Here is a 15772-nt window from a genome sequence, read left to right as displayed (position 1 = left end):
GCATGAACCGACTACTTAGCGGCGTTGCCACTGCCGTGGGCCTGGCGGTTGCGTTGCTGGCCAGCCCAGCGGTCCTGGCGGCGGACCCACAGCAGGTCAAGCAGGGCGAATACCTGGCGCGGGCGGCCGACTGCATGGCCTGCCACACCGCACCCGGTGGCGCGCCTTATGCCGGCGGCCTGCCGATCGTCTCGCCGTTCGGCACCATTTACGGCACCAACATCACGCCGGACAAGGAGCACGGCATCGGCCTGTACAGCGATGACGAGTTCTTCGCCGCCTTGACCGAAGGCAAGCGGCGCGACGGCGCCAACCTGTACCCGGCAATGCCCTACACCTCCTATCACCTGATACCCCGTGCCGATTCCGACGCGATCCACGCGTACCTCAAGACGATCGCGCCGATCAATCGCGCGGCACCGGTGACCAGCCTGAGCTTCCCGTTCAACGTGCGCCTGGGCCTGATGGGCTGGAACATGCTCTACGCCAAGGACGTCAAGCTGGCACCGGCCGAAGGCAAGGGCGAGGCATGGAAACGTGGCCAGTACATGGTCGACGTGCTCGGTCACTGTGGCGAATGCCACACCCCACGGGGCCTGCCCGGCGCCATGCAGCAGGACAAACGCATGACCGGCGGCCTGCTCAACGGCTACCTGGCGCCGAGCCTGCTGGCCAACGACCTGGCGGCTCGCGGCTGGAACCATCAGGACCTGAGCTCGTTCCTCAAGCATGGCATGAGCGCCCAGGGCACCATGTTCAACGAGATGTTCCCGGTGTTCCACAACAGCACCCAGCACCTCAGCGACCCGGACCTGGCGGCCATGGCCACCTTCCTGCTGGGCGAGCAGCCACCGCAACCGAAGGTGCTCACCGAGGTCAAGCTGGACCAGCTCACTGCCAGCGCCCAACGCGGCCGCCAGGACTACCTGAACGTCTGCGCCGGTTGCCACGGCGGCAATGGTGAAGGCAAGCCGCACATCGCTGTGGCGATGCAAGGCAACACCACCTTGCGCCTGGAAGATCCGCGCAACCTGTTGCGGGTGATCGAGGACGGGATTGGCGAGCAGCAGTTCGCAGGATTCGAGCGCATGCAGCCGATGCCGGGTTTTGCCGACAAGTTGAGCACGCAGCAATCCACCGACCTGATCAACTACCTGCGCCAGGCCTGGGGCGGGCAACCGGCTGATCTGCTGATCAGCCAGATCGAACAACTGAAGGCAGAGGCTCCCGCGGAGCACAAGGCGCACTGATATGCAGCATCTTGACCTGCAAGTGATACGGCGCGCGCTGGCCTGGTCCAGCGCGGGCCAACGTGTGTGGTTGTGCAGTGTGCTCAGTACCTACGGTTCGGCGCCTCGTGCGCCAGGCTCGATGCTGGCGGTCAACGACAGTGGGCACTGGATCGGTTCGTTGTCCGGCGGCTGTGTCGAGGACGACTTTCTCGAGCGCATGGCCGAAGGCCTGTTTGCCGAGGCCGTGACGGTGGTGCGCTACGGCGAGGGCGATGATCCGCGCTCCCAGGTGAAACTGCCCTGCGGCGGACTGCTGGATGTACTGGTGGAAAGGCTCGAGCCCGATTGCGAGGTCCAGGCTCACCTGCGTGAACTGGAGTCCGCGCTATTGGGCCAGCGCCGGCTGATCCGTGAAGTCGACCTGCAAAGCGGTGCTCGCGGCCTGCTGGTCGACCGCGAGCACGGGCCACGCATCGAGCGCGAAATCGATCGGGTGCGGTTGCGTGTCGGGGCGGCTCAACGGCTGTTGCTCGCCGGCTACTCCAGCGTGGCGCAGGCGTGCGCCGAGTTTGGGGTCGGCCTGGGGTTCGAGGTGATCCTCTGTGATCCCCGTGAGGAGGTGCTGGAGGGCGTGGTGCTGGAGCATGTGGAGATTCGCCGCCAGTTGCCCTCGGTGTTCATTGCCGAGGGCGGGTGCCACAGCGACACGGCGGTGGTCGCCTTGACCCATGATCCGCGTATCGACGACCTGGCCATGATGGAAGCCGTACGCACCGATGCGTTTTACATCGGGGTCATGGGCTCCCTGCAAACCTCGCAGAAACGCTTCGAGCGCCTGCGCCGGATCGGTGGTCTGGGGGAGGCCGAGCTGGCGCGGATTCACGCGCCCATCGGCCTGAACCTGGGCAGCAAGACACCGGCGGAGATCGCCTTGGCGGTGCTGGCCGACATTCTGCGCATTCGCAGCGGTATCGCCCGGAATCAGCTCTGATTACCGGTGCTGCACACGGCCCTCAAAGCGCTCGGCTCAGCGGAAGCGTGGCAGGGGCCGGTCCAGCGGTTTGAGCGAGGTCAGCGCGTTCTGGATCAGCGGCGCGTCCTTCTCGATGTCTTGCAGGCGGTCGCGGATTTTCATCGCCGTGGGATGACCGTCATGTTTGTCGACCCAGTCGGCAATTTCCTTGCATGCCGCCGTCAGGCGCGTTTGGCGCGAGTCGAGCAACGTCAGCAGGGTGGTGATGGACTCTTTTTCGGACATGGAAAACACCTCCATTAGTCGAGTAGCGTGGCAAAGGACAACACAGCGCTCGCCCGGTGCATAACCTTGTAGGAGCGAGCCTGCTCGCGATGGACGTCGACGATAATGCGCGGTGCTTGATCAACCGCGTTGTTCTCGGGCTCATCGCTGCAAGTATAGACCCCGTCGTGGAACGGGATTGTTGCCCCCATCAACTATAGATCCCGCTGCAAAACCTGCAAAAACCCCACGTGCTGTTCGTCGCCTGATTCAGCCTGGCAGCGTCTGGCCGACCTCTTGCAGCTGCCAGCCGTGTGCGCTCCAGTGCAGGTGGTGGGTGGGTTGCAGGGCCTGGAGAAACGCGGCGTCGTGGGAGGCGGCGATGAGCGCTCCGCCAAAACCGCGCAAGGCCTGTTCCAGGGCCTGTACGGAATCCAGGTCGAGGTGATTGGTGGGTTCGTCGAGCAGCAGCAACTGCGCGGGGGTATTGCCCCACGATGCGATCGCCAGGGCGGCCTTGAGGCGCTCGCCACCGCTGAGCTGACCCGTGGGCACGTGCACTCGCCGGGCGTCCAGTTGCAACTGCGCCAGGCGGCTACGCACTGCCCCCTCGGACAGCGGGGTGTCCAGCAGATTCAACTGCTCGACCACCGAGCGCTCGGGGTCCAGCAACGTCAGGTGCTGATCCAGGTAGGCACTGGGGACGTGGGTCTGGCACTGGCCGCTGACGGCGGCGCAGTGACCGGCGAGCATTTTGAGCAGGGTCGATTTACCGCAACCGTTGGGACCACTGAGCGCCACCCGCACAGGCCCCACCAGCGTCAGGTCGAGCTGACTGCCCGGCGTTTGCCGGGGTAGCCACGGCAACTGCGCCGCCACCAGGCGGATGACTTGCCGGCTGTTGGGCACTGCGGTGCCGGGCAAGGGGATCAGCACCGGCTCATTGGGGATGACCCGTGCATGGGCCTCGCGGACCTGGGCGTTGAGCTCGGTTTTGCAGGCTTGGTGGGCCTGTCGCACGTGCCCCATGATCTCGCTGGCGCGGCCTTTCATGGTGGCCCGCTCGAAGCGCGAGACGTTGGCGGTCTGCGCCTGCTTGCGCGATCCGGCTGCGTGGCGGGTGATGGTGTCGTGTTCGCGCTGCAGGCGTTGCAGTTCGCGGCGGCGCTGGCTGCGACTGTGCTCCAGTGCCGCGTGGGCCGCCGCTTGCACCACCGAGCGCTGTTGCAGGTAGGCCGCGTAGTTGCCACCGAACACCTGCACCCCCAAGGGCGACAGTTCGACGATGCGTTGCACGCTGTCGAGCAGGCGCCGGTCGTGACTGACCAGGATCAGGCCACCGCGCCAGGCGGCCAGTTGCGCCATCAACCAGTGCCGACCCGAAGCGTCCAGGTGATTGCTTGGCTCATCCAGCACCAGTAAGCCGGCCTGGCTGATAAAGGCGCCGATCAGGGCGATCCGCGCACGTTGACCACCACTGAGGGCGGCCATCGGCTGCTGCGCCGTGAGCCCGGCGAGTCCGGCCTGGGCCAGCATGGATGCGAAGCGCTCGGCCAGGTCCCAGCGCTCGGCAACGTCCTCCAGATCCTGGGCGCGAGCATGACCGGCGGCCAGGCGGGCGAGCGCATCGAGGGTGCTGGCGACGCCTGCCGCCTGGGCGACAGTCTGGCCGTCGACGCACGGGGGTTCCTGTGCCACATAGGCGACGCTGGCGTGGCAGTTCAGGGTTCCGGCGCTGGGTTGCAGTTGGCCGCTGATCAGTCGGGCGAGCACGGATTTGCCGCTGCCATTACGGCCCACAATGGCCGTGGGGCGCTGGTCGAGGCGCAGATCGAGGGCATCGAACAGGCAGTCGCCATCGGCAAACTGAAAGCTGAGTTGGTTCAGGGTAACGAGTGCAGGTAGACGCGTGACGTGAGTCATAGCACCTCCAAAAAATGTCGGAAAAGGCCAACAAGTGCCCCAGGCAGCTTGTTGCGCATACATTTTTGAAAGGCTTAGTTGTTCACGGCGAAAGATCGTCCTGCAGTAGGGAAGGCGGCCAGCCTAGCTTAGATCGGCAAGGCCTTACAAGCCCTGTGGCTTTTGCGAGAGCGTTTGCAGGAACATCATCAGCCCGACTTCTTCGCGGTTCAGGTGCTTGCGTTGGCGTGGCGTGGGCAGTTGCGCCAGGGTGCCGAGCAGGTAGCTGTCGAGCACGGCCGGATGGATGTAGCACTTGCGGCACACGGCAGGGGTGTTGCCCAGTTCCTTGGCAATGCGCTTGACCATCTCGACGATGTGCTGCCTGGCGTCGGTCGCCGACTCCCAGGGCAACTCGCGCAGCGCCGACAGGGCCAGGCTGCTGCCGGCCCAGGTGCGGTAGTCCTTGGCGGTGAAGTCGCCCGCCGTCACTTCATGCAGGTAGGCGTTGATGTCCGAGGAGGTCACGGTGTGCCGTTGCCCGTCTTCGTCCAGGTACTGGAACAGGTCTTGCCCGGGGATTTCCAGGCAGCGCTTGATGATCCGGGCCAGGCGCCGGTCCTTGACGGTGATCTGGTGTTCGATGCCGCTCTTGCCGCGAAACTGGAAGGCGATCGCGCTGCCGTTCAGCGACACATGCCGGGTGCGCAAGGTGGTCAGGCCGTAGGAGCGGTTCTGCCGGGCATATTGGCTGTTGCCAACGCGGATCAAGGTGGTGTCGAGCAGGCTGATGACCGTGGCCATGACCTTGTCGCGGCCATGCCCCGGGCTGGCCAGTTGCGCTTCCAGATGACGGCGCAGCTTGGGCAGTGCCAGGCCGAACTCCAGCAGGCGCGAATACTTGTCGCCATCGCGCACTTCCCGCCAGCGTGGGTGATAGCGGTATTGCTTGCGCCCCCGGGCATCGCGGCCAGTGGCCTGTAAATGGCCCTGGGGGTCGGCACAGATCCACACGTCGGTGTAGGCGGGAGGCACGGCGAGGGCGTTGAGGCGTTTGACTTCCACCGGGTCGGTAATGCGCTGACCAGCCACGTCGAGATAACAGAACTGGCCGCGCAGGATTGTGCGGCGGATACCCGGCTGCGTGTCATCGACATAGTGCAGGTCCGGTGGCAGCGAGTCGGCGGGGGTGAGGTCCGGCATGGCGCTGGGTCCTTGGGCGGGCGGGTATAGCCATTGACCGCAGGCGTCGGCGGTCGTGCCAACGGGTTACGCCAGCACCGCCACGGCCTTGATCTGCGCCCACAGCGCCTGGCCGGGATGCAGTTGCAGATGGTCCCGGGAAAAGCGCGTGATGCGCGCCAGCAGCGGCGTACCGGCGGCATCCAGGCGCACCAGCACATGGGCGGCGTTATCGGCGGCGATTTCGCTGACCACCGTCACCGGCAGCCGATTGAGGATGCTGCTCTGTTCGCCGGCGTGCAAGCTCAGGCTGACATCGCGGGCCTGGACCTTGAAGCGCAATGGCTTGCCCAGGGCCAGTGGCAGATGGGCCACGCGCACGCTCAATTGGCTGTTGGGCAGTTGCAGGGTCAGCAGTTGATAGTCGAGGTCGTAGTCGGTGACCTGGCCGTCGATCACCACGCCGGCATCGTCGCCCAGGGCCAGCGGCAGGTCCAGCCGGGCCAGGGTTTCGCCCACCGGGCCACTGGCCAGGGCCTTGCCGGCGCTGAGCAGGACGATATGGTCGGCCAGGCGCGCGACTTCGTCCTGGGAATGACTGACGTACAGCACCGGGATGTCCAGTTCGTCGTGCAGCCGTTCGAGGTACGGCAGGATCTCGCTTTTGCGCTGGGAATCCAGAGCCGCCAGGGGTTCGTCCATCAGCAGCAACCGCGGGCTGGTGAGCAACGCCCGGGCGATGCCGACGCGCTGGCGCTCACCGCCGGAGAGGTGTTGCGGATGGCGATCGAGCAGGTGGCCGATCCCCAGTAACTGCGTGGCATGGGCCATGTCGACCCGGCGTTGCGCGCGCGGTATACGCCGCCAGCCGAACTCCAGGTTGGCCAGCACCGACAGGTGGGGAAACAGGCTGGCTTCCTGGAACACATAACCCAGCGCCCGCTTGTGGGGTGGCACAAACCGTTTGTGGTGGCTGTCCTGCCAGACTTCGTCGTTGATCTGCACAAACCCCTGTTCGGCCCGTTCCAGCCCGGCGATGCAACGCAGGCAGGTGGTCTTGCCGGAGCCCGAGTGGCCATACAGCGCAGTGACTCCGCGCCCGGGCAGGTCGAGGTCGACATCCAGGGAAAAATCCGGGTAGTGCAGTTGCAGGCGCACGTGAATCGCGTCGTTCATCGGTCAGCTCCAGCCGGTTTTGGTCTTGCGGCTGGAGTACAGCGCCAGCAACACCAGGAACGAGAACACCAGCATCGCCCCGGCGAGCCAATGGGCCTGGGCATATTCCATGGCCTCGACGTGGTCGTAAATCTGCACCGACACCACTCGGGTCTTGTCCGGGATATTGCCGCCGATCATCAGCACCACGCCGAACTCACCCACGGTGTGGGCGAAACCCAGAATAGCGGCGGTGATGAACCCAGGGCGGGCCAGGGGCAGGATCACACTGAAAAAGGTGTCCCAAGGGTTGGCGCGCAAGGTCGCCGCCACTTCCAGGGGCCGGGTGCCGATTGCTGAAAAGGCGTTCTGCAGAGGTTGGACCACGAAGGGCATCGAGTAGATTACCGAGCCGATCACCAGGCCGGTAAAGCTGAAGGTCAGGGTGCCCAGGCCCAGGGCCTGGGTGAACTGGCCGAGAAAACCGTTGGGGCCCAGGGTCAGCAGCAGGTAGAAGCCGATGACCGTGGGAGGCAGCACCAGGGGCAGGGCGACGATCGCCCCGACCGGGCCGCGCAACCAGGAGCGGGTGCGCGCCAGCCACAACGCAATCGGAGTGCCGATGATCAGCAGAATCACGGTGGTCAGGGACGCCAGTTTGACGGTCAGCCAGATGGCGGCAAAGTCGGCACTCGATAGGGTCATTTAGCGCTGGTAACCATAGGACTTGATGAGGGCCGCGGCTTTGGGGCCCTTGAGGTAGTCAACCAGGGCCTGGGCGGCCGGGTTGTCCTTGCCTTTGTTGAGAATGACGGCGTCCTGCTTGATCGGATCATGCAGGTCGGCCGGAACGATCCACGCCGAACCGCTGGTGACTTTGCCGTCTTTGTAGATCTGCGACAAGGCAACAAAGCCGATTTCGGCATTGCCGGTGGACACGAACTGGTAGGCCTGGGTGATGTTCTGGCCTTCGACGATCTTGGCCTTGACCTTGTCGGTCAGGCCCAGCCCGGCCAGGACCTGGGTGGCGGCCAGGCCGTAGGGTGCGGTTTTCGGGTTGGCGATGGACAGGTGCTGGTAGTGGTTGTCGGCGAGCACCTGGCCCTTGGCGTCGACGTAACCCTCTTTGGCCGACCACAGCGCCAGGGTGCCGATGGCGTAGGTGAAGCGCGAGCCCTTGACGATGTCGCCCTCGCTCTCGAGTTTTTGCGGGGTGCTGTCGTCGGCCGACAGGAACATCTCAAACGGTGCGCCGTTCTTGATCTGGGTATAGAACTGGCCCGTGGCGCCATAGGCGGCCACCAGCGTGTGCCCGGTATCTTTCTTGAAGTCGGCGGCAATGGCCTGGATCGGCGCGGTGAAGTTGGCTGCTACCGCCACCTGGACCTCATCGGCGTGCGCCGAACCCAGGGCCAGCAAGGCGATCAGGGACGCCAGGCAAGTCGGCGCGAAACGTGAGACACGAGTTGTCATGAAGCGGCTCCGAGAGGGGGTGGTGAAACGCTGTATAGCCGAATATATAGCGAATCAGCGATGAACGGAACTCTTCAGGGCGGGCTGATTGAGAGGTTGTATACAATTTTCTTGTCGCACCGCGCCTTTGTAGCCGCTGCCGCAGGCTGCGTTGGGTTGCGCAGCGAACCCAACGGTATTGCCAAGTCGAATGAACGTCCTGCGGCCGTTGACGCAGCCTCGCGTTGCTCGACAAGCTGCTACGGGATCTCATCGGCGAGTGATCAGGGTCAACGCTTGCGCGGCCAGGCGTCGGGTCAGTTCGCCCGTGGGCAGTTCGATGCCCAGGTGCACGGCTTGACCGGCCCACAGGTTGCTGAAGTCCGCTTCACCCTGGGCGCGCAGCGGCAGCAAAGCGCCACCGGCCAGCGGGAAGGCCGGGGCTTGCGGGCAGATCGGGCCGAGCTCGCGCATGACCCGATTGATAATGCCCCGGGCCGGGCGTCCGGTGAAAATGTTGGTGATCGCGGTGTCGCTGTCCTTGGCGGTCCGCAGGGCGCGGTAGTGCGAGGCGCTGACCTTGGCTTGTGGAGTGAACAGGTAGGCGGTGCCCAGTTGCACGGCCGAAGCGCCGAGGGCGAACGCGGCGGCAATCCCGCGGGCATCGCCAATACCGCCGGCCGCGATCACCGGCACGCTGACCGCGTCGACCACTTGCGGCACCAGGGCCAAGGTGCCGACCTGGCTGCTCAGGTCCTCGCTGAGAAACATCCCGCGATGGCCGCCAGCCTCGTAGCCCATGGCGATGATTGCGTCACAGCCATGTTGTTGCAGCCAGATTGCCTCATCCACCGTGGTCGCCGACGACAGCACCTTGGCGCCAGTGGCCTTGACCCGATCAAGCAGGGATTTTTCCGGCAGGCCAAAGTGAAAACTCACCACTTTGGGGCGAAACTCCTCGACCACCGCACACGCGGCGGCGTCGAAGGGCGCGCGGTTGGAGACCGGGGTTGGCGCCTCGACATCCACCCCGAGTTCGCGGTAGTAGGGTTCCAGCAGCTGTTTCCATTGCCGCGCGCGCAACTCGTCGGCAACGGGCGGCTGATGACAGAAGAAGTTCACATTGAACGGACGCTGGCTGTGCTGGCCGATAATCGTCAGTTCTTCGCGCAACTGCTCGACACTCAGCATCGCTGCCGGCATCGAGCCCAGTCCGCCGGCGTTACTGGCCTCGATGACCATGGCCGAGCCGGTCGCGCCGGCCATGGGGGCCTGGATGATCGGCAACTCGATGCCGAGCAGGTCAAGAATGCGGGTGTCTGGCCATTGGCTCATCAGCAGAGTGCTCCGGTTGGAAATCGGGTGAGGGGCCTTGGCATCATTGACAGCCATTGGCGGTCTTTGGGTAGAAGCCGTCGCCGAGGGCGAAAATCATAAACTTCTCCTGTAACGTCGAGGATGAATTTTTTACCAGCTTGATCAAGGAGGGAGTGCTCATGAGCATCAAACAACTGGAAGTGCTGCCGTTTCGCGTGTCAGGTTTGCGTGTGCGCACGCTCAATGCGGCGGAGCAACAGACGGCAACCGCACGTATCGGCCCGATGTGGGGGCGATTTTTCAGCGAAGGTCTGTACGAAAAAATATCGGGTAAAACCCCAGAATCCCTGGTGTATGGCGTGTACAGCAGCTATGAGTCCGACGCGAGCGGCTCGTTTGATGTGCTGGCCGGAGTCAGGGTCAATGAGCCCGAGGCGCAATACGCAAGCATCGAGGTACAAGGCGGGCAATACCTGGTGTTCGATGCCCAGGGTGCGATGCCGGGCGCGGTGATCGAGGCCTGGGGCCGGGTGTGGGGGTATTTCGAGGCGCATCCGCAGATCAAGCGCCGCTTCGCCACGGACTTCGAGGCCTACACCGGTCCCGACAGCGTGGCGGTGCACATCGGGATTTTCTAGGGCTGGTTTTCCCGGTCCAGCAGTTGCCGCTTGCGCTCCACTCCCCAGCGATAGCCTGAGAGCTCGCCATCGCTGCGCACCACCCGGTGGCAGGGAATCGCCACCGCCAGGTGGTTGGCGCCGCAGGCCTGGGCCACGGCGCGAAAGGCCTTGGGCGCACCGATCCGCTGGGCGATGTCGGCGTAGCTGGCGGTACTGCCCGGTGGAATCTCGCGCAGCGCCATCCACACCCGCTCCTGAAAGGCCGTGCCACGTACATCCAGCGGCAGGTCGAGGCCGAGGGCGGGTGCTTCGATAAACCCAACGACTTTGGCCACCCAGTGCTCGAAATCCGGTTCGGCGCCGATCAACGTCGCCTGGCTGAAGCGCTGTTGCAGGTCTTCGAGCAAGACGTTGGGGTCATCGCCCAGGAGAATCGCACACACCCCACGCTCACTGCGCGCCACCAGGATCGCCCCCAGGGAGCATTGGCCGACGGCAAAGCGGATCTCGGTGTTTTGCCCCGAGGCGCGGTAGTCACTGGGTTTCATGCCGAGCAGGTGATCGGCGGATTCATAAAAACGGCTGTTGGAGTTGAAGCCGGCGTCGTACAGCGCCGCGGTCACGGAGTCGGCGGATTCCAGGCGTTCACGCACCCGCCGCGAACGCTGGGCGGTGACGTAGCCCTTGGGCGTGAGGCCGGTGACGGCCTTGAACACCCGGTGAAAATGGAATGGGCTCAGGCCGGCGCTGGTGGCCAGTTCGCCCAGGCTGGGTGGGCTCTGGGCCTGCTCGATCTGCCGGCACGCGGCGGCCACCAGGGTCGCATGCTGGGTGGCGACCAGGGTCTGGTCCGCCGCCGCCCGCTTGCTGGCCCGAAAACCCGCGGCCAGGGCTTGTTCCTCGGTGTCGAAGAACACCACGTTCTGCGGTTTGGGCAGGCGCGCCAGGCTGCTGGGGCGGCAGTAGATCCCGGTGGTCTTGACCCCGTAGACAAACTGCCCGTCGGCACGCGGGTCGCGGGCCACGACCGCGGCCCAGCGCGGGTCTTGCTCGATACTGTGTTTGGCTTGGGACATGACGCGCCACCCTGTGAAGATTTGCCTCAGGGTAACCGCTGCAACGGCGCAGGGCACCCGGCGGCTTGCGCTCGAATTCGCCGTTTCAGCCGGCAGTACGCAGGGTGAAGTTGATGCGCTGGGCGCCCAACTGTGGATGCAGGCCTTCTTTGAGCGGTAACACCCCGTGATAACGCAAACGATCGACGCCGCCCCAGACCACCACATCGCCGTGCAACAACGGCACCCGCTGGCTCTTGTCGCTGCGTTGCATGCCGCCGAACAGGAACATCGCCGGCAGGCCCAGGGAGATCGAGACGATGGGCGGCTCGTAGGAGCCTTCGTTGCGGTCCTGATGCAACGACATCTTCGCCCCCGGCAGGTAGCGGTTGATCAGGCAGGCATCCGGGGCGAAATCGGCGAAACCGGTCTCGCTCGCGGCGCATTGCGCCAACTCCCGGAACACCTGCGGCATCGGTGGCCAAGGCAGGCCACTGACAGGGTCGAGCGCGGTGTAGCGGTAGCCGCTGCGGTCGGTGGTCCAGCCCAGCGCCCCGCAATTGCTCAAACCCACCGACATGGTGAAGCCGCCGGGGGTGAGCATGTTGCGAAACGGCGCCGCCTTCAGCGTTTGCTCCAGTGCTGCGAGCAGGCGTGGCACCCAGGGCAGGGCGAAGCCGCGCAGTACGAATGCCTGGGGGCCGAGCTGTTCGGTTCGCGCCGGTTGCTGGTCGGCGTCGGCAAACAGGTCGAGGGTGGTCGGGCCCAAGGGCTCACTGTGCATCGTGGAATATCACTCCCAGGGTATGTCGTTGGCCGCTGTGCAGGCGACTGACGCCATGGCGCAGGTTGACCCGGTAGTCGCCGCGAACCCCGGCCATCGGTCGCTGATGCACCGCAAAAATCAGCGCATCACCTTGCTCCAGGCGCATCACCATGGGCCGCGATTGCATCCGCGGGCGCTGTTCAGTGAGCACCAGCTCGCCTCCCGTGAAGTCTAGCTCGGGCGCTGACAGCAGGATTGCCACTTGTAGGGGAAATACGTGTTCGCCATACAGGTCCTGGTGCAGGCAGTTGTAGTCCCCAGGACCGTATTGCAGCAACAGCGGTGTCGGGCGCTGTTGGCCGGCGTCGTGACAGCGTTGCAGGAAGGCCGGATGTGCCGGGGGAAAGCGGCCAGGCAAGCCCAGGCGTGCCTGCCAGCGATTGGCCAAAGGCACCAGGCGCGCATACAGGGCGCTGCGCAATCGCTGGACTGGCTCGGGCAGCGGGTAGTCGAAGTATTGATACTCGCCACGACCGAAACCGTGCCTGGCCATCACCACCCGAGCGCGAAACAGCCCGGGTTGCTCGTACATCGCCCGCAGGTCCTGGCATTCCGGGGCATCGAGCAGGCGGGGGACCACGGCACAGCCGTCCTGATCGAGGCGCTGCTCCAGTGACGGCCAGGGCAGGTGGTCGATACGTTCGAGCAGCGACGGTTGGATCGCCGCGGCGAGGTCGTTGGGCAAAGGGGTATGCAGGGAAGAGACGCGCATTGCCGGCTCCTGGGCCAAGGTCGAGGAGGGCCAGTCTGGGCCGCTCGACGCGAGGCAACACTCCGCGGCTTGCGGTCAAATTGTGCCGGTTTGGCCGAGCGCCGGGCTGCTTACAACGCCTTGCTCACGCTGATATCGGTGATCACGTCCGAGCTGTCGCCATGGATCGCCGCCAGAGCGGCCTTGGCCTCGTCTTCGGTGCCATTTACCAGTTGGGCGAACTCGAAGCGGCGCTCGCCGTTGAGTTTGTACTTGATGACGTACTTGGTCGTTGGAGTCACGGGTGTACCTGTCTGTCGCGGAGCGGGCGGGGAATCAGCTGAATTTGGAGCTGGACCGGCGAACGATCTTGATCGAGTGGGTCAGCGTCGGCTTGCGGGTCACGCTGATCGCGCGGCTGGTGACCGTGTCGATGGTGATGTTCCAGAAACCGGTGCTGGGTGCGGTGATTCTCGCCGGGAAGGTGTCGAATGCGCCGCCGTGGTAAGAGTGACGACCGCCGTTCTTGAAACTGCGGAAGTTGGCGTCGCTCATCAGGCGGATGTTGCAGGTCTGGGAGCATTGAATGACGACGATGTCATCTTCGTTGAGGTGCTCGCGCTGGTGGATAAATTTCATGGGCGCCTCCAGAAGGGCTTTTTCTAGCAAATCAAAACGATAGCATGGACGATGGCCCAGTTTATCAGCGAAGGCCTCGGAAAAGCGGGCCGCTGGGAGCCGGTTTGACAATTAAAAACAGTTATCCGCGATTATTTACGCGATAAAGCAGGACAGGCCGGAGAAAAAGCGCATTTACGCTGTCCGAGGGTCTTTATCGGAGGATTTGTATGAAGCAGGGCGTTTTGTTGCTGGCATTGGTGATGAGTGGGTGTGCGACAGTCTCGGACATCAATCAGAGCCCGCCCACCATGAACGTGATTTCAGGGAAGAAGCCGCAGGAATATGCCAATTGTGTCGCCGAAAAGCTGGCCAAGAGCCGGGGCGCGGTACAAATGGAGCCGCACAAGGATGGGATGCGGGTCATCGTGCCGGGCAAGCTGTCGACCGATCCGGCAGCGGTGTTCGACATCGAAGAACGGTCCGGCGGCAGTAGCATCAAGCTGCATGAGAGCCTGTCCAATGTGCCGATGCGCCCAGGTGACATCGGGGTTGCCGCCAACGAGTGCATCTCCGGCTAAGGCCAGACCACCCGCGGCCACGCCCCCCAAAAGCCCGACCCGGACCTTCCCGGCTCGGGTTTTTTTGTGCCTCGACATAATCGCTGGACACGCCGATTATCCTGAGTGGGCGCGAGCCTGCTCGCGATGGTCGTCCACCCGGACGCGCATAGCCTGAGCGGTTGAGATAGCCGTCACAATCACTTACTCTTTATAGGCTTATGCAAACTAAGTCTAAGCTTATAACTAAAAAAAGAGGGTTAGAGATGGATTTCAAACCGACCGTACTGGGCAGCCTGATGCTCATTGCTGTCAGCGTCGTGAATGCCGACGACGGACAGAAAATCTATACCCAGGGCGGTGCGTTGCCTGCCGCTACAGCCTGCTTTGCCTGTCATGGTGCCGATGGCATGGGCATGCCAGCGGCCGGATTTCCCCGGCTGGCCGGTTTGTCGGCGGGTTATCTGAGTAAACAACTGGCGGACTTTCGCAGTGGCTCGCGGGTCAGCCCGGTGATGCAGCCGCTGGCCAAGGCGTTGAGCGAGAGCGAAATCCAGGCGGTCACCAGCACCCTGGCGGCCATGCCGGCGCCGACCACCGCGCACGTGACACGCAACACCACGCCGACGGAGCCTGGCGCGCGGTTGGCGTTGCGCGGTGCCTGGGATCGGCAGATTCCCGAGTGCGTGATGTGTCACGGCCCCGGTGGGGTCGGCGTGGGCACGGCGTTTCCGCCACTGGCTGGGCAGTCGGCCAGTTACCTGGTCGGGCAATTGAACGCCTGGCGTGACGGCACCCGGCATAACGACCCCAATGACTTGATGGGGCACATCGCCAAATCCCTGACCCCGGATGAAATCAAGGCGGTCGCCGACTACTTTGCGACACTGGGCAGCCAGGAGGCCAAGCCATGAAATTCCTATCCCTCGCTCCATTGGCCCTGGCGCTGGTCAGTCTCAACGGGTATGCCGCCCAGACCGTGATGGACGACCAGTCTGAACTGAAGATCCCGGCCGCCACTAGCGCAAAAGTCGAGTATTTCCAGGCGCCGGCCGAGCATGAGTTGCCGGACAACGCCTTTGGCAAGCTGGTGCGCCAGGGCCACAACCTGTTTGTCGACACCAAGCGCCAGGCCCCGGCCTATGTGGGTAATGGCCTCAATTGCAGCAACTGTCACCTGGATCAGGGCCGTTTACCCAACTCTGCGCCGTTGTGGGGGGCTTACCCGATGTACCCGGCGTATCGTAAGAAAAACGACAAGGTCAATACCTTCGCCGAGCGCTTGCAAGGCTGTTTCGAGTTCAGCATGAACGGCAAGCCGCCAGCGGCCGATGGCCCGGAAATCAGCGCGTTGTCGGCCTACGCCTATTGGCTGGCGACCAAGGCACCGATTGGCGTCGAGCTTGCCCGGGCGCGGTTATCCGGAAGTCAAGCAGCCGGCCAAGGGTTACGACATTGCCCAGGGCGCGCAGGTCTACAAGGCCCAGTGTGCGGTGTGCCACGGCGACAGCGGGCAGGGACAGAAAGTCGGCCAGGACTACGTGATGCCACCGCTCTGGGGTAAGGACTCCTACAACTGGGGAGCGGGCATGCACCGTATCAACACCGCGGCTTCGTTCATTCAGTACAACATGCCCCTGGGCAAGGCGCAGAGCCTCAGCGATCAGCAGGCGTGGGACGTGGCGGCGTTCATCAACAGCCATGAGCGGCCCCAGGACCCGCGGCTGATCGATGGCTCCGTGGAGAAGACCCGGGTGAAGTTCCATGCCAACGACGGGGTCAATCTGTATGGGCAAACCGTTGATGGCGTGCTGATTGGCCAAGGCATCCGGTAAACTGTCGTCCAACGACACAATGCCGCCCTGGGCGCAATGCTGGTTGAACAGCATCGGGCCTTGGGCGGCATTGTCATCAATGGAGCAGGC

Annotated in this window: 18 protein-coding genes and 1 pseudogene; 6 read left to right on the top strand and 13 right to left on the bottom strand. The window is 64.0% G+C overall.

The genetic code is table 11. The annotated features are described in order from the left end of the window. The first annotated feature begins 2 nt into the window (after positions 1 to 2). On the top strand, positions 3 to 1250 hold the full coding sequence (locus Q1W70_RS25400) for a cytochrome c (protein ID WP_166591180.1): 1248 nt from the start codon (positions 3 to 5) through the stop codon (positions 1248 to 1250). 1 nt (position 1251) lies between these two features. Continuing rightward, entirely contained in the window at positions 1252 to 2223 is a 972-nt protein-coding gene (locus tag Q1W70_RS25395; RefSeq protein WP_166591179.1) for an XdhC family protein, read from the top strand. 36 nt (positions 2224 to 2259) lie between these two features. Here Q1W70_RS25395 and Q1W70_RS25390 read toward each other — a convergent pair whose 3' ends face one another. The 8 genes from Q1W70_RS25390 to Q1W70_RS25355 all read right to left on the bottom strand — a co-directional run bounded on the left by Q1W70_RS25390 (position 2260) and on the right by Q1W70_RS25355 (position 9495). Further along, positions 2260 to 2490 (bottom strand): hypothetical protein, encoded by a 231-nt coding sequence (locus tag Q1W70_RS25390; protein ID WP_095168489.1) that lies wholly within the window; start codon positions 2488 to 2490, stop codon positions 2260 to 2262. Between the two features lie 14 nt (positions 2491 to 2504). Beyond that, the gene (locus tag Q1W70_RS25385; RefSeq protein WP_166591178.1) at positions 2505 to 2681 is read right to left on the bottom strand and encodes a hypothetical protein; all 177 of its coding nucleotides are present in this window, start codon (positions 2679 to 2681) and stop codon (positions 2505 to 2507) included. A gap of 58 nt (positions 2682 to 2739) precedes the next feature. Then, the gene (locus Q1W70_RS25380; RefSeq protein ID WP_302098290.1) at positions 2740 to 4392 is read right to left on the bottom strand and encodes an ABC-F family ATP-binding cassette domain-containing protein; all 1653 of its coding nucleotides are present in this window, start codon (positions 4390 to 4392) and stop codon (positions 2740 to 2742) included. A 144-nt stretch (positions 4393 to 4536) separates the two neighbouring features. Beyond that, on the bottom strand, positions 4537 to 5574 hold the full coding sequence (locus tag Q1W70_RS25375; protein ID WP_302098289.1) for a DNA topoisomerase IB: 1038 nt from the start codon (positions 5572 to 5574) through the stop codon (positions 4537 to 4539). A 66-nt stretch (positions 5575 to 5640) separates the two neighbouring features. After that, entirely contained in the window at positions 5641 to 6729 is a 1089-nt protein-coding gene (gene modC, locus Q1W70_RS25370) for a molybdenum ABC transporter ATP-binding protein (protein WP_185818007.1), read from the bottom strand. Positions 6730 to 6732: 3 nt separating this feature from the next. Beyond that, the gene (gene modB / locus Q1W70_RS25365) at positions 6733 to 7413 is read right to left on the bottom strand and encodes a molybdate ABC transporter permease subunit (RefSeq protein WP_166592998.1); all 681 of its coding nucleotides are present in this window, start codon (positions 7411 to 7413) and stop codon (positions 6733 to 6735) included. Then, positions 7414 to 8181: a molybdate ABC transporter substrate-binding protein gene (gene modA / locus Q1W70_RS25360; RefSeq protein WP_302098287.1), complete on the bottom strand. Its 768-nt coding sequence runs from the start codon at positions 8179 to 8181 to the stop codon at positions 7414 to 7416. 249 nt (positions 8182 to 8430) lie between these two features. After that, on the bottom strand, positions 8431 to 9495 hold the full coding sequence (locus Q1W70_RS25355; RefSeq protein WP_166593013.1) for an NAD(P)H-dependent flavin oxidoreductase: 1065 nt from the start codon (positions 9493 to 9495) through the stop codon (positions 8431 to 8433). A 161-nt stretch (positions 9496 to 9656) separates the two neighbouring features. On the opposite strand from Q1W70_RS25355, the gene Q1W70_RS25350 reads away from it, so the two are divergent. Further along, on the top strand, positions 9657 to 10115 hold the full coding sequence (locus Q1W70_RS25350; protein ID WP_302098286.1) for a GyrI-like domain-containing protein: 459 nt from the start codon (positions 9657 to 9659) through the stop codon (positions 10113 to 10115). Here Q1W70_RS25350 and ada read toward each other — a convergent pair. The 5 genes from ada to Q1W70_RS25325 all read right to left on the bottom strand — a co-directional run bounded on the left by ada (position 10112) and on the right by Q1W70_RS25325 (position 13308). Continuing rightward, positions 10112 to 11173, bottom strand: a complete 1062-nt coding sequence (gene ada / locus Q1W70_RS25345; protein WP_166593001.1) for a bifunctional DNA-binding transcriptional regulator/O6-methylguanine-DNA methyltransferase Ada — start codon at positions 11171 to 11173, stop codon at positions 10112 to 10114. The two genes, Q1W70_RS25350 and ada, sit on opposite strands and share 4 nt — an antisense overlap. An 85-nt stretch (positions 11174 to 11258) precedes the next feature. Further along, positions 11259 to 11936, bottom strand: a complete 678-nt coding sequence (alkB, locus tag Q1W70_RS25340) for a DNA oxidative demethylase AlkB (protein ID WP_302098285.1) — start codon at positions 11934 to 11936, stop codon at positions 11259 to 11261. Next, a complete protein-coding gene (locus Q1W70_RS25335; protein WP_166593003.1) occupies positions 11926 to 12690 on the bottom strand; it encodes a 2OG-Fe(II) oxygenase in 765 nt (254 codons plus the stop codon). The genes alkB and Q1W70_RS25335 overlap by 11 nt, the downstream gene beginning before the upstream one ends. Before the next feature lie 110 nt (positions 12691 to 12800). Next, positions 12801 to 12971: a hypothetical protein gene (locus Q1W70_RS25330; protein ID WP_166593004.1), complete on the bottom strand. Its 171-nt coding sequence runs from the start codon at positions 12969 to 12971 to the stop codon at positions 12801 to 12803. Positions 12972 to 13005: 34 nt separating this feature from the next. Further along, the gene (locus Q1W70_RS25325; protein WP_095168468.1) at positions 13006 to 13308 is read right to left on the bottom strand and encodes a DUF1883 domain-containing protein; all 303 of its coding nucleotides are present in this window, start codon (positions 13306 to 13308) and stop codon (positions 13006 to 13008) included. Positions 13309 to 13517: 209 nt separating this feature from the next. Between Q1W70_RS25325 and Q1W70_RS25320 the strand changes: the two genes are divergently transcribed. The 3 genes and pseudogenes from Q1W70_RS25320 to Q1W70_RS25310 all read left to right on the top strand — a co-directional run bounded on the left by Q1W70_RS25320 (position 13518) and on the right by Q1W70_RS25310 (position 15682). After that, on the top strand, positions 13518 to 13868 hold the full coding sequence (locus Q1W70_RS25320; protein WP_166593005.1) for a hypothetical protein: 351 nt from the start codon (positions 13518 to 13520) through the stop codon (positions 13866 to 13868). 245 nt (positions 13869 to 14113) lie between these two features. Next, positions 14114 to 14761 carry a c-type cytochrome gene (locus Q1W70_RS25315; protein WP_302098282.1) on the top strand — a complete coding sequence of 216 codons (648 nt, stop codon included), beginning with the start codon at positions 14114 to 14116 and terminating at the stop codon, positions 14759 to 14761. Next, positions 14758 to 15682: pseudogene (locus Q1W70_RS25310) on the top strand (c-type cytochrome). The gene Q1W70_RS25315 and the pseudogene Q1W70_RS25310 overlap by 4 nt, the downstream one beginning before the upstream one ends. The last annotated feature ends 90 nt before the right edge of the window (positions 15683 to 15772 follow it).

It is taken from the genome of Pseudomonas kielensis (genome assembly GCF_030505375.1).
Taxonomy (GTDB): domain Bacteria; phylum Pseudomonadota; class Gammaproteobacteria; order Pseudomonadales; family Pseudomonadaceae; genus Aquipseudomonas; species Aquipseudomonas kielensis.
The sequence above is the reverse complement of the archived record's forward strand: the minus strand, read 5'-3'. Positions and strand labels throughout refer to the sequence as shown.